Genomic DNA, 13127 nt, shown 5'->3' on the forward strand with positions numbered 1-13127 from the left:
ATCCATATTAGCTTTAAAGCTATATTAATTTAGAAGGTGAGTTGGAATTATGAATCTTCACATTTGTGAAGTAACAGCAAAAAATTGGCGTTCAGTAGTTGCTTTAGACGTCGCAAAAGATCAGCAACAATTTATTGAAAGTAACGCGTTTTCTTTAGCAGAATCATTATATGAAGGAAACGGAACGTCAGTAGTTTTATATGATGGAGAAACACTTGTAGGATACGCAATGTATGGATGGTATTCAGTAAAACATAAAAGTGTATGGCTCGATCGCTTTATGATTGACCAACAATATCAAGGAAAAGGATACGCAAAACGTTTCCTTCGCTTACTCATTCAATTCTTACAAGAAAAATTTGAATGCAAAATAATTTACTTAAGTTTACATCCAGACAACAAACTTGCAATGGGACTGTATGAATCATTTGGTTTCCGCTTAAATGGGGATATTGATGATGAAGGTCCAGTTGTAGGTGTTGTAATGGAGTTACTAATAGACGAAAATACAAGCCTGTGAAAACAGGCTTTTTATTATACATTTATCAATTTTTAGTTTCTCTCCCTTATTTAATTCTGTTTTGCAATCTAATAGAATGCTCATAAAAAATAAGCCTGCAATTTACGCAGACTTATTTCACACACTCCTCGAAATGTTCTTGGAACCACTCTTTATTAATATCTCTTCCGATAAAAACTACTTCACTTACTCGCTCTTCGCCCTCTTGCCACTCTCTATCGTACGAAGCAGCAAATAACGTATGTACACCTTGGAAAACGATACGTTTATCTACTCCATCTATCGATAAAATTCCTTTGTAACGATATAAATATTCCCCTAGCTCTTGAACGACAGCTGACATCCACTCATTAAGCTTTTGTAAATCCAGCGGACGTTCTTCACGTAATACAAATGATTTCACACCTTCTAAGTGGTTATGTTCTTTATGAGGGTAAATTTGCAACGTATCTTTCGTTTTAAACGTTTGGATTTGTAATAAAGATGGTATATCTACCTCACAGTTAGTCGCCTCAATTAACTTTGCAGTCGGGTTAATTCCTTGAATTTCATGCAAGAGATTTTCTTTCTCATTCTCTTCAATTAAATCTAATTTATTTACTAAAACGACATCAGCAAACGCAATTTGCTCTTTTGCTTCTAATCCTTTTTCAAAATGTTTATGTATATGATAACTATCTACTACCGTTACAACACCGTTAATTTGGTAAGCAGATTGAATGACTGGATCTAAAAAGAATGTTTGAATAATTGGGCCTGGATTTGCAAGGCCAGTCGTTTCAATTACTAAACCATCAAAATCCATTTTCCCTTCTGCTTTTACGTCCAGTAACTGTTTTAAAGCAACGAGTAAATCTTCACGTACAGTACAGCATAAACAGCCATTTGTCATTTCCATAATTTCTTCTTCCACATTCATAATCAACTGATTATCAATGCCAATTTGCCCTATTTCATTTACAATCACCGCTAATTTCTTACCGTGATTTTCTGATAAAATACGATTTAATAATGTCGTTTTCCCAGATCCAAGAAAACCAGTTAATATTGTTACTGGAATCATTTCGTACATCTCCTTATAGCTATATGTTTCTACATTATAGCATATAGAGAAAATCGTTTTTGTAGCAAAACATATTTATTGTCTCTACACCTAATTAACTATATAATAACATGTAGTAAGAAAGCCTTTTCAAAACATTATTATTCATCAAGGGGGTACTTATAATGGATCGAGTTCAAATGGCTGAAACGCTAGAATTTTCTCGTATTATTCAAGGATTTTGGCGTTTAGCAGAATGGAATATGACGAAACAAGAATTACTTTCTTTCATTGAAGATTGTATGGATATGGGAATTACTACTTTTGATCACGCTGATATTTACGGCGCATATACGTGTGAAGGGTTATTTGGCGAAGCTTTACAATTAAAGCCTTCCTTACGAGAAAACATGCAAATTATTACAAAGTGTGGAATCGCTCCCCCATCACCGAAATTTCCAGAGCGATATGTTGCTCACTACAATACTAGTGCAGAGCATATTATGCAAAGTGTAGAAGCATCACTTAAAAATTTACATACAGATTATATTGACGTATTACTTATTCATCGTCCCGATCCTTTTATGGATCCAAATGAAGTGGCAAAAGCATTTTCACAATTAAAACAAGAAGGGAAAGTTCGTCACTTCGGTGTATCTAACTTCTTACCTTCACAATTTAATATGTTAAGTTCGTACTTAGATTTCCCGCTTATTACGAACCAGATTGAAGTTTCTGCATTGCAGCTTGAGCATTTTGAAAAAGGGACAATTGATTTATGCCAAGAAAAACGAATCAATCCAATGATTTGGTCACCTCTTGCTGGTGGGGAGATTTTTACTGGTCAATCAGAACGCGCCGTACGTGTACGTGAAACTGTGCAAAAAGTTGCTACTGAGTTAGGTGTTTCTAGTATCGATACAGTTATGTATGCTTGGTTACTTGCTCATCCAGCTAATATGATGCCTATCGTTGGCTCTGGTAAATTAGATCGCGTAAAAACTGCCGCTCTTGCTACAAAAGTTAACTTAGACCGTCAACAATGGTTTACAATTTTCGAAAGCTCTAATGGACATCCTGTACCATAATGCATAAAAAGAAGAGCTGTTTTCTTACAGCTCTTCTTTTTCATATGTATTTCTAGTCATAGCAAATACACACATATCCCTTAATCCGTTTCCATCTACCGCAACGCTCGCACTTTCTAACGTACCTTCTAACTTAAAGCCTAATTTCTCAGGTATCGCTCTACTCTTCTTATTGAAAGAATCACAACGAATTTCTACACGGTTTGCTTTCAATTCAGAAAAAGCGTAATCCGTTATACCTTTCGCAGCCTCTACCATATAGCCTTTTCCACTAAACCTTGTATCAATCCAATATCCGATTTCAAATTGAGGTATATCCCAATTAATACGATGTAATCCGGCTGAAGCAATAAATTCACCTGTTTCTTTCGAAAATACTAGTAATCTTAAATCTTCACGTTGCAAAAATTGAATATGTGATTTTCTAATACTTTCTTCTACTTCTTGCTCTGTTTGCTCTTTTTGTGCAAACACCATCCAAGGTTTTAGTTCTTGTATTGAAGCCTGAATTGCATCATATACAACTTTACCATCTCCTGGTTTCGGCATTCGAATAAAAAGCCTGTCAGTATAAAATTCAGAAGGAAAATCGAATAATAACGGATTCACTGTAAACACTCCCTATATTTCTTTTATATATAATAATATCCATCTCAAGTTATATAGTAAAGAATTTTCTGAATTGAAAACCTTTTACTCATTCACTTCCACCGCTACACGAATTCCAGATTCAATCGCACCTTGAATCCATCCGTGATATAGCGTTGTATGATCTCCAGCGAAGAATATTCTCCCCTCTGGTTTGACAATCGCTGGTTGCAGCTCAGTTTCTTGACCTGCTTGAAAAAGTGCAAATCCTCCAAGCGCATACGGATCCAATGTCCAGCTTTTTGAAATTCCAGATATGAACTCATCATAGACTTGACCACCTAATATCGTTGCTAAATTGTGTAAGGTGTAATAAATACGATCGCCTTTTGATAAACCATCCCATAACAATGCATCGTAAGACCATGTATAGCTACCTAACATCATAGCAGGTCCTTTTTCTCCAATCCCATGACTTGGATAATAGGCATAACGGATTGGCAAATCTGTTATAATTCTGCCACCTAATTGCCCTTGTTCTTCCCAAAATCTGCTTTTAAATTGAATTCCTATTTTCGTCGCAGGCATGTAATGTAATTCACGAATTGCTTTCCATTTTTCATGAGATATAGAATCAAACGGATCTACTTCTACAAAACGCATTGTCGAAAACGGGATAGTAACAATAACTAAATCTCCTGTAATACTACTATATTCAAAAGTTTCCTCGTTCCGATAGAAAGCTGTCACACCATTATCGTGTTGATGTAACTTCATTAATTTTTGATTATATATAATATTTTCTTCTAATTGCGGTAAAAACGACTTTGGTAATCTATCATTCCCGCCCATAATTTCACAAAATCCGCTCTCCTCTTGCATAATGTATAAAAATCGTAAAGTCTCTACAAACGACCGCTCTAAAAAACCTTCTAAATCTAATAGAACACCGATCATCTCAATTGTTACTGGCGAAAAGTAAGTATTATACTGATAAGGATGATACTTTAAAAATTGTCCAGTAGAGTACCTTCCAAAATCCTTTACTACAACGTCCCAATTTTTTTCTGGGTTCTTTTTTATAAAATTTATAATGGGCTGTACCGCTAACAATAATAATTCCTCTGACGTTTTTCCAACTTCATTCATTTCCACAGGATATCTTAGAATACTTGGATCTTTTTCATATTGTTTTAACGTCGTTTTCCGTCCATTTACGTATATAACATCCGTCTCATTCCTATTAATAAAAGGTCTCACCTGTAGCCCAAATTTTCTTATATATGCCATCGTTAATGTATGCGTATACGGAATTCTCATTGCTCCAACATCTAAATATAATCCGGTATCTTCCATTCTAACCGTTTCTATACGGCCACCTACCCGGTTATTTGCTTCAAAAATTTTCACATCATGTCCTGCAGCCTTTAATAAAGATGCTGAAACTAACCCAGCCATACCAGCTCCCACTACAATAATCTGTTTTGGGCTTATCGTCTTCTTCAATCCTTTATCTATAACTTTTAACGCTTCATCCATTTCAGTGTTATACATTATATCTTTCTGCACAATTCCACCCCTTACTTCATCAAATGGACGTTAGTGGTTTAGTGCATTTTATTCATAAATCCCCATAAACATAACACCATTGCAATTTGAATATTCACTAAAAGTACATAAGAGACAGATCTCACTTTTCTTTATACTTCGTATAATATAGCAACTACAAAGAAGGAGTGGTTAAAAATGAAACATACTTATGACTACGATGCTACAAAAAAACATTTAGAATTAAAGAAACAAAACTTATGTAAAAAACTTAGCAATATGACACTATCTGAAAAAGAACGTGAACAACTAAAACGTGAAATTGACAACTATGAATATATTTTAAATCTAGTCGAAATGAATCATTATGAACGCGGATTTTCTCGTTAAAAGCGGAAATAAGATTATCCGCTTTTCATTTTGAGCATTTCACTACGCATTTTTCATAAGTAAATATATAATAGGATGTACATTAAGATTGAGAGGTATATTCTATGATCAAGTTAAGTGTATTAGACCAATCACCTATTTCAGATGGTAGCACAGCAGCCCAAGCTTTTTCACATACAGTTACGCTTGCACAAGAAGTTGAAAAACTCGGATTCACACGTTTTTGGGTATCCGAACATCATAATTCCGTAAGCTTAGCTGGTTCAAGTCCAGAAATACTTATTTCTCATATTGCCGCAAAAACGGACCGTATTAGAGTCGGTTCAGGTGGTGTTATGTTACCGCATTATAGCCCATATAAAGTGGCTGAGAATTTCCGTGTTCTAGAAGCACTGTATCCAAATTGTATCGATCTCGGTGTTGGTAGAGCCCCTGGTGGTATGCCAATAGCAACTCGCGCACTTCAAGAAGGGAAAATGGTCTCACTTGATCAATATCCAGAACAAATTGCAGACGTTGCAATGTACTTACATGATCAAGTACCAGAAAACCATCACTATGCAAACTTAAGAGCCACTCCAGTTATCCCAACATCTCCTGAAATGTGGATGCTCGGTTCTAGCGGAGAGAGCGCTAAAATTGCTGCAAACAACGGAGCTTCTTTCGCATTTGCACAATTTATTAACGGCTTCGGAGGCCCTGAAGTTATGAGGGCTTACCAAGAACAATATCAGCCTTCATTTTTAGGAGATAAGCCTAATTCAATCGTTGCCATCTTTGTTATATGCGGAGAAACAAATGAAGAAGCGGAAAAAATTGCTTCTAGTTTAGATTTATCAATCTTATTATTAGAGCAAGGAAAACGAACTACTGGTACACCTTCTATTGAAACTGCTCAAAATTATTCATACAGCGCTTATGATTTATTCCGTATAAAAGAAAATCGTCAACGTATGATTGTCGGTGATCCGTCTTCTGTAAAAGAAAAAATAATAAACTTAAGCAAAGCATACAATACTGACGAATTTATGATTGTCACGATTACTCATCAATTCGAACATAAATTAAAGTCTTATCGCTTACTAGCAAATGCTTTTAATTTATAATTCTAAAAAGAGATGCATCACATATGATGCATCTCTTTTTCTTACTACTTATTGTTTTCATTTCCTATATATTCAATAGCTTCTTTTAATAGCTCTTCAAAGTTAATAGGATAATTATGATCTAAGTCAGGCACAACTTTATACTTATGTTCTATATTCTTCTCTCTTAATAGTTGTACGAATTGCTGCGTGGATTCGAAACAGTCTTCATCTTGATCCCCGCATACTATATATCCTTTTATATGTTTATCCTTCAGCACTCTTAGCAACTCATCCCATTCTTCAATCTCAGGAAGCCAGGGTGCCATAAAAACAAAACCATCTACATCTATATCTTTTTGTAAAATCGTATATAAAGCTACTCTTGCCCCTGCAGAAAAACCACCAATTATTACATTTTCTACTGTATGATTTTCTATAAACTTATTGTAATGCTCTTTTAATTCCCCTTTCCCTCTCTCTAGATCACCCCAAACAAATCCATCTGAAAACTGAATTTGTGAAGACTGTGGTAAAGCTAACGTGTAATCTTGTGTCAAAACTGATTTCCAATATGACTCTACTATTTGAATATTTTCTTGGTCACCATGTAATGTAAGTAGTAGATTTCCCTCTTTCTTGCTGTATATATATTTCACGTCTGGTCTTTCCGTTTTATGTGCTAATGCTTCTCTTTCTTTACATAATTGAACCATTGTATGAAATTCTTCAAATTTATGTAGTGATTTTAAATCATCGTCCCAAATTAAATACTCATTTCCATACCAGAATCCCTTTTCTATAATGGCCTCTCTCATTAAATGTAATGCTTCTTTTTCAAGTCCCGATGCACTTGCGAGCGCATACTTAAAATTATATATTTGCGCCTCATTCCCTATTACACCTGTAGCATTTTCCATTATATAATTGTACGCTTCAAAACTTCCTTTATTTGCATAACAACGTAACGTTTCATTTAATAATTGAATGTAAGTCATACTATTTTTCATGTACCAATTCCCCCGAAACCTTTTATAATATTTTTTTGCGAATCTTTATACCACTTTGTATAACCTACTCTAACAATATCTTATTCTCAGAATGATGCTTAATAGTTACTCTTCCCTGTCCAATGCATTTAGTATAAATAAGAATAGACTGAAAAATCAATATTTTAACAGACAAAAAAAAGACAACAATATATGTATTGTTGTTTTCATTACGTCTACCCGCTCTTTTGTTTTTTTCTATCTGGTTTACTTGAAACTAAATAATGTTTTTCTGAAATATATAAGTCTCTTTTTAAGCTACGATTTAAGTAAGGTCCTAGTTTCATTCCGCATATGAGGCGATCTTCGCTACCTTCAACAATTGGGAACATTTCTTTTTCTGTTACGTATTGATCTACTGCTTTTTGTACGACATCAATTTCTTTCACTAGGTTTAAATTTTCTTCTGTATGTTCAAATACCTCAAGCGTTTCCTTCGTTATAAGAAAAACATTTGTTGGAAATGCAGGTAAATACGGTTTTAACAGATCATAATTTACTGTATAATCATCATTTACTAATACTGTATAAACGATATTAGCATTCGTTTCTAAAAACTGAGCCATCGCTTGTTCTAACTCATCTTTCGTAATTTCCCGCTCTTCTTTTCCAGTTCTGAAAAAGCGAAACATCGCATCGCCTCCTTTTTACTATATTATAGCATAAAAGAAAACTGAAAAATCATAAAAAAACCCATTGAAATAATTTTTCAATGGGTTTCTATATATTTTTTATCGTTATTTTAAGAATGCACTTAGCATCCATACATGTTGTTCTAATGTTGTATGAATTGCTAACAGCATGTCAGCTGATGTTTCATCGCCAGCTTCACCCGCAACTTCCATACCTTCTTTTAATTCTTGAATAAGTGCAGAATAATCATTCACTAATGTTTGCACCATTTCTTCTGCAGATTCTTTGCTTGTCCCTTCACTGACACTAGATGTTGCGAGATATTCTTTCATTGTCGCTAATGGTTTACCTTCTAAAGCTAAAATACGTTCTGCTAACTCATCAATATACGTTCCAGCCTCATTATAAAACTCTTCAAATTTCTCATGTAATGTAAAGAAGTGTGGCCCTGTCACATACCAGTGATAATTATGTAATTTAACATATAACACATTCCAGTTTGCTACCTGCTTGTTTAATACTTCAACAACATTTGTTTTCGTACTCATACAATCCACTCCTCTTATCATTTTGTAATGTTTATCTTTTAATAACCTAATTACATTTTACCATACATTCCCTTTCCTTTCGAACAATCGGCTTATATGTAACAAAGTTTTAACACCTTTAATACTTCCCTAATATCATTTAATTCATGTATTTTTTCAAACACTTCATACGTCTAATTGTCCAAGCTCATACATATGCATAATAGTACATCAAGCTCATCATAGTAGAAAGAGGGATAACATGGACAATCAACAATGGCAAGTAGCAAAGAAAGTAGCTGCTACTTATATCGGAACTGTCGTTGGAGCTGGATTTGCTACTGGACGAGAAATTGTTGAATTTTTCACAGTGAATGGATTATACGGGACAATTGGCATATGTGTAAGTGGATTTTTTTTTATTTGGCTCGGCACAAAGATGATGTTACTTTCATCACAAATCGGGGCATTTTCAGCGCAAGAATTTAACAAATATTTATTTGGGGATGTATTTGGGAATGTTGTAAACACATTATTATTACTCGTTTTATTCGGCGTAACGAGCGTTATGTTATCAGGGGCTGGTGCAGTATTTGAAGAGCAACTTCGCTTACCAAGACAACTCGGTATTCTCATTACAGTTATCGCTTGTCTCATTATAAGTAGCCGCGGATTACAAGGTGTTTTTGAAGTAAATACACTTGTCGTACCTATTATGATGATTTTTATTATCGGACTTGCTATTACAACCTTTTTTCACGGTACACCTTCCATTAATAACACTATTCCTGCAGAGAGTTGGAATATGAAATGGATTACTAGCCCTATTACATATGTCGCCTTAAATCTTTCTCTCGCCCAAAGTGTTCTCGTCCCATTAGCCAGTGAAGTAAAGGATCGAAAAGCCATTTTTTGGGGTGGGATTTTAGGTGGTGCTGGACTTTCTTTAATTTTATTATGCAGCCATTTAGCAATCTTATCAGTCGATCAATTTTATCAATATAACATCCCAATGGCTGAAGTCATAAGAAGATTTAATGCAACTTTTCACTTCTTCTTCGTTCTCATTATTTTCGGTGAAGTTTTCACAACTTTAGTTGGTAATGTGTTCGGGATGACAAAACAGATGCAATCTATTACCGGGTGGAAAAATCACAATATTATTTTCTTCATTTTACTAATTAGTTATTGCTTTAGTTACATCGGTTACAGTGACTTACTTCACATTCTATATCCTATCATCGGATGGGTAAGTATTGTTATACTTCCAATCATTGCGTTTAAACAACTTCAAAAAACATAAAAAAGCATCCATGTTATTGGATGCTTTTTTATGTTCATTCACAATCATCACATACTTCCCAGTACGGTCCCATTTCTAATGCTAAATACGGCTTTAACTGCAACCGAATCATTCGACTAGGCATGCGTTCTAAAACAAATTGAATACCTTCTTCATCTTCGTCTAATTCAACTTTTGAAATCACAATTCTTTGTATAGTCGTAATCGGAATTCCATCTTTATATAAAGTGATTTTCACCTCATCGTATTCATTAAAATACAATTCGACACTCATTTGATTTTTCAGTATTTCATCACCAATTTTATATGTATCATTTTGTTCTTGGATTATATATTTCCATCCGCCTCTATCTTCTTTCGGAGCTGTTTGAAATAATGTCTCCAAATCCTCGTATAGCATAAGATAACCCCTCTCTTACTAAAAAACGATGAGTATTTTATATACCCTTTATCTCTATCACTATCCATAGCTATTGTACCATATATCACCGTTCTTACCGTATTCATTTGCTTCATAGATACTTATAAAATAACTAATTCTATCTTCATTATTATGTATATTACCTCATTACTCCATACACTCTTACAAGTTTAAATAACGTCAGACTTTAATCCATGCAAATATTGTCTACTCTCCGCTTTTATTAGCTCACAGCATTCATACTTTTACATATAGTAAGACTACCACAAATAAAAAAGGAGAGTGACTTATACCACTCCCCTTAAAAGAACTTCCCTATAGCTGCTAAAACTAATACGATTATTAAAATTGCAAATAATAATGAGACAATGAAACTAAAAATAGGTAACGCTTTCTTTTCATTCTTCTTAAATAGTAACTTTAAACTAAGAAAAATATTTACCGGTACAAGTATAAAATAAAAATATTTAACAATTTGTACCGAGCTATTCGAAAGTGTTTTTAATATAAACACTTCAATTAGAAAAACAATAAAAAATGAAATACTTAGCCAAAATGAGACGTAACTAAGCCAAGAATGTCTTTTTGTCCCCCAATACACTCCCATAATACTCTCCTTTTATTTGTATTCTATACGTTAATAATTATACACAAAGCTAACAAATACCTCTATTTTTCGACAAACATTATGCAAAATGCCATTTTAAACGTCATAAAGGAAGTCTACATCCCTATTTGATTTTACACAATAAAACAGACTACCCTCTAGTGGCATAATGCTACTAGGGGATAGTCTGTTCTCTATTAAACTTTAAATCTGTCAATTAGTCCTTGTAACTCTTCAGCCATTTGAGATAACGTGCCCGCTGCGGATCCAATTTCCTCCATTGAAGCTAGCTGTTCTTCAGCTGAAGCCGCAACATTTTGTGTGCTTGTTGCATTATTTTGTGCTGTCATTGCAATTTGTCCTACCGAAATAGATACTTCATTTGCCCCTTTTGACATTCCATTAGCCGTTTCAACCATCGTCTTAATTTGATTAGCTATTTCATTTGTAGATTGTAAAATTTCAGCAAAGTTTTGCTTCGTTTCATTTGCGATAACAAGTCCAGATTGAACTTCCTCATTTACATGATTCATAGATTTGACTGTCTTACCCATATCATCTTGTATTTCACATATTAATTTACTAATTTCACTAGAAGATACGCTAGACTGCTCTGCCAATTTACGCACTTCATCTGCAACAATTGCGAAACCTCTTCCATGCTCACCGGCTCTTGCGGCTTCAATCGCCGCATTTAGAGCTAGAAGGTTTGTTTGATCTGCAATATTTTGAATTACTTCTAAAATATCACCAATTTGTTTTGATTTATTATTTAGTAATTGTATAACTGCATCTGATTGTGACACAGATTCTGCAATAGACTGCATCTGGTTTACTGTTCTTCCTACTAGTTTCCCACCATCTTCTGCTTTTTCACGAGTATGTGCAGAAGCCGTATTAATAGATGATGAACTATTTGCTACATGCTGAATACCTTCCGTTACATCAAACAGTAACATAGCGCCATTTTCTACGCTTGTTGTTTGCGTCGTTGCCCCACTTGATATTTCATCCATTGCGATTGTGATTTGCTCAGTCGCTTCACTTGCTTGCCTTACACTTGCAGTTAGCTCTTCTGATGCCGCTGCAACATGCCCAGCTGAATCGTTAATTCTTCCGATTAACGTCCGTAACGAATTCGTCATCTCATTAAAGCCTTTAGCAAGTTGGCCGATTTCATCATTAGAATGAATTTCAATTGTTTGCGTTAAATCCCCTTCACTTATTTCTTTAGAGGTAACAACTAATCTCTTTAAAGGCTTCGTAATTGAAAGTGTTACAAAATAAATAAGTGCCCCGCCTACTACTAATGAGATAAGCATAACAATTAACATATTATAAAATACAGGTTGAGCAGCTTCAATTACTTCACTTGAGTACATAGTTCCACCAATTTTCCAACCTGTTTTTACATTTGTAGCAAATACCATATTCTTTTCACTACCGCCATAAGAATATGAAAAAGCACCGTGATTATCTTCATAAATTTTCTTTGCCCAAGAATCAGCCGCTTTTTCTCCTGATTTTTCTTGTGGATGAGCAATTATTTTTTGCTTTCCATCTAAAATGAAGGCATATCCTTTTTTACCAATATTAATTAACTTTGATGTTTTTAATAAATTATCTAAACTTAAATCTAGCGCAACAACCCCATTTTTATCTTCTGTTTGTTTTGCGATTGTTACGACAATATGTCCATTTCCTTTTGCCTTATATGGCTCAGTAACAACAATACCACCTTGTTTTGCAACTGCATCTTTATACCAAGAACGCTCTGTTGGATCATAGTCTGCTGCCATTTGTATATTTGGTTCTTGTACAAATTTTTTATCATTTCCGGCAACATATACTTGTTCAACATCTTTATTTAAATTTATATATTGAGATAACATTTTTCTTAATTCATCCTGATTATCTCCTTGATACATATTCCCCTGAATCACCCGTGCAAAATTATTCACATCATTAAATTTTGCATCAATCATTTGATTGATTAAATTATCCAGTATTTTTATATTGTCGTTGGCACTACTCTTAATTTGCGATTCAAAATTCTTTTTGGCTGTTTGATAAGACATGCCTCCAATAATAGACACAGCCGCAATTAAAATTACAAAGAATGAAATTAATAGCTTTTTTGCTACTTTCATATCACGAAACAAATTTAATAGTTTACCCATTATGAACCTCCTAATTTTCAAATTTAAAAGTTAATTTGAGTTAATTATGAATATTTCCCATTCCCTAATTATTATTTTCATAACCTATTATGGTGAATACTTTGTAAAGTTTAAACAATTAATTTCCCTTTGTCTATATATACGAA

At 34.0% G+C, this 13127-nt stretch carries 14 protein-coding genes; 5 read left to right on the top strand and 9 right to left on the bottom strand.

Annotated features, from left to right (window positions below):
- Nucleotides 1-49 precede the first annotated feature (49 nt).
- Nucleotides 50-520, top strand: coding sequence for a GNAT family N-acetyltransferase (locus F3I02_RS01830; RefSeq protein ID WP_196477502.1), 471 nt, complete (start codon nt 50-52; stop codon nt 518-520).
- A 112-nt stretch (nt 521-632) separates the two neighbouring features.
- Here F3I02_RS01830 and F3I02_RS01835 read toward each other — a convergent pair whose 3' ends face one another.
- The gene (locus tag F3I02_RS01835) at nt 633-1583 is read right to left on the bottom strand and encodes a CobW family GTP-binding protein (RefSeq protein WP_000613422.1); all 951 of its coding nucleotides are present in this window, start codon (nt 1581-1583) and stop codon (nt 633-635) included.
- A 164-nt stretch (nt 1584-1747) separates the two neighbouring features.
- Here F3I02_RS01835 and F3I02_RS01840 point away from each other — a divergent pair, with 164 nt between their 5' ends.
- Entirely contained in the window at nt 1748-2650 is a 903-nt protein-coding gene (locus F3I02_RS01840; RefSeq protein WP_000376358.1) for an aldo/keto reductase, read from the top strand.
- Nucleotides 2651-2674: 24 nt separating this feature from the next.
- Here the strand turns inward: F3I02_RS01840 and F3I02_RS01845 are convergent, their stop codons facing one another.
- Entirely contained in the window at nt 2675-3259 is a 585-nt protein-coding gene (locus F3I02_RS01845) for a GNAT family N-acetyltransferase (protein ID WP_001068749.1), read from the bottom strand.
- Between the two features lie 84 nt (nt 3260-3343).
- Nucleotides 3344-4807 (bottom strand): flavin monoamine oxidase family protein, encoded by a 1464-nt coding sequence (locus tag F3I02_RS01850; RefSeq protein WP_001168124.1) that lies wholly within the window; start codon nt 4805-4807, stop codon nt 3344-3346.
- Between the two features lie 177 nt (nt 4808-4984).
- Here F3I02_RS01850 and F3I02_RS01855 point away from each other — a divergent pair, with 177 nt between their 5' ends.
- A complete protein-coding gene (locus F3I02_RS01855; RefSeq protein WP_000683359.1) occupies nt 4985-5176 on the top strand; it encodes a DUF3896 family protein in 192 nt (63 codons plus the stop codon).
- A gap of 104 nt (nt 5177-5280) precedes the next feature.
- Nucleotides 5281-6282, top strand: coding sequence for an LLM class flavin-dependent oxidoreductase (locus F3I02_RS01860; protein WP_196477503.1), 1002 nt, complete (start codon nt 5281-5283; stop codon nt 6280-6282).
- Nucleotides 6283-6326: 44 nt separating this feature from the next.
- Here F3I02_RS01860 and F3I02_RS01865 read toward each other — a convergent pair whose 3' ends face one another.
- The 3 genes from F3I02_RS01865 to F3I02_RS01875 all read right to left on the bottom strand — a co-directional run bounded on the left by F3I02_RS01865 (nt 6327) and on the right by F3I02_RS01875 (nt 8491).
- Entirely contained in the window at nt 6327-7271 is a 945-nt protein-coding gene (locus tag F3I02_RS01865) for an alpha/beta hydrolase (RefSeq protein WP_196477504.1), read from the bottom strand.
- A 215-nt stretch (nt 7272-7486) separates the two neighbouring features.
- Nucleotides 7487-7942, bottom strand: coding sequence for a DUF3939 domain-containing protein (locus tag F3I02_RS01870; protein WP_000488208.1), 456 nt, complete (start codon nt 7940-7942; stop codon nt 7487-7489).
- Between the two features lie 105 nt (nt 7943-8047).
- The gene (locus F3I02_RS01875) at nt 8048-8491 is read right to left on the bottom strand and encodes a Dps family protein (RefSeq protein ID WP_000105199.1); all 444 of its coding nucleotides are present in this window, start codon (nt 8489-8491) and stop codon (nt 8048-8050) included.
- A gap of 241 nt (nt 8492-8732) precedes the next feature.
- Here F3I02_RS01875 and F3I02_RS01880 point away from each other — a divergent pair, with 241 nt between their 5' ends.
- On the top strand, nt 8733-9773 hold the full coding sequence (locus tag F3I02_RS01880; RefSeq protein WP_000370207.1) for a YkvI family membrane protein: 1041 nt from the start codon (nt 8733-8735) through the stop codon (nt 9771-9773).
- Nucleotides 9774-9807: 34 nt separating this feature from the next.
- Here the strand turns inward: F3I02_RS01880 and F3I02_RS01885 are convergent, their stop codons facing one another.
- From F3I02_RS01885 to F3I02_RS01895, 3 genes are all read right to left on the bottom strand, one after another.
- Nucleotides 9808-10173, bottom strand: a complete 366-nt coding sequence (locus F3I02_RS01885) for a DUF3979 family protein (RefSeq protein ID WP_000965062.1) — start codon at nt 10171-10173, stop codon at nt 9808-9810.
- A 322-nt stretch (nt 10174-10495) separates the two neighbouring features.
- Complete coding sequence (locus F3I02_RS01890) at nt 10496-10801, bottom strand: hypothetical protein (protein WP_000539571.1); 306 nt, start codon at nt 10799-10801, stop codon at nt 10496-10498.
- A gap of 197 nt (nt 10802-10998) precedes the next feature.
- Nucleotides 10999-12981 carry a HAMP domain-containing methyl-accepting chemotaxis protein gene (locus F3I02_RS01895; protein WP_046945364.1) on the bottom strand — a complete coding sequence of 661 codons (1983 nt, stop codon included), beginning with the start codon at nt 12979-12981 and terminating at the stop codon, nt 10999-11001.
- Nucleotides 12982-13127: the final 146 nt, after the last annotated feature.

This window comes from Bacillus sp. SRB3LM, from assembly GCF_015712745.1.
GTDB lineage: Bacteria > Bacillota > Bacilli > Bacillales > Bacillaceae_G > Bacillus_A > Bacillus_A thuringiensis_K.

What these genes read in the sequence shown, in the direction of transcription:
- F3I02_RS01865 (WP_196477504.1), bottom strand. Translation starts at nt 7,271, where the DNA reads ATGAAAAATAGTATGACTTACATTCAATTATTAAATGAAACGTTACGT.
- F3I02_RS01840 (WP_000376358.1), top strand. Translation starts at nt 1,748, where the DNA reads ATGGATCGAGTTCAAATGGCTGAAACGCTAGAATTTTCTCGTATTATT.
- F3I02_RS01895 (WP_046945364.1), bottom strand. Translation starts at nt 12,981, where the DNA reads ATGGGTAAACTATTAAATTTGTTTCGTGATATGAAAGTAGCAAAAAAG.
- F3I02_RS01890 (WP_000539571.1), bottom strand. Translation starts at nt 10,801, where the DNA reads ATGGGAGTGTATTGGGGGACAAAAAGACATTCTTGGCTTAGTTACGTC.
- F3I02_RS01885 (WP_000965062.1), bottom strand. Translation starts at nt 10,173, where the DNA reads ATGCTATACGAGGATTTGGAGACATTATTTCAAACAGCTCCGAAAGAA.
- F3I02_RS01880 (WP_000370207.1), top strand. Translation starts at nt 8,733, where the DNA reads ATGGACAATCAACAATGGCAAGTAGCAAAGAAAGTAGCTGCTACTTAT.
- F3I02_RS01860 (WP_196477503.1), top strand. Translation starts at nt 5,281, where the DNA reads ATGATCAAGTTAAGTGTATTAGACCAATCACCTATTTCAGATGGTAGC.
- F3I02_RS01855 (WP_000683359.1), top strand. Translation starts at nt 4,985, where the DNA reads ATGAAACATACTTATGACTACGATGCTACAAAAAAACATTTAGAATTA.
- F3I02_RS01830 (WP_196477502.1), top strand. Translation starts at nt 50, where the DNA reads ATGAATCTTCACATTTGTGAAGTAACAGCAAAAAATTGGCGTTCAGTA.
- F3I02_RS01835 (WP_000613422.1), bottom strand. Translation starts at nt 1,583, where the DNA reads ATGATTCCAGTAACAATATTAACTGGTTTTCTTGGATCTGGGAAAACG.
- F3I02_RS01875 (WP_000105199.1), bottom strand. Translation starts at nt 8,491, where the DNA reads ATGAGTACGAAAACAAATGTTGTTGAAGTATTAAACAAGCAGGTAGCA.
- F3I02_RS01870 (WP_000488208.1), bottom strand. Translation starts at nt 7,942, where the DNA reads ATGTTTCGCTTTTTCAGAACTGGAAAAGAAGAGCGGGAAATTACGAAA.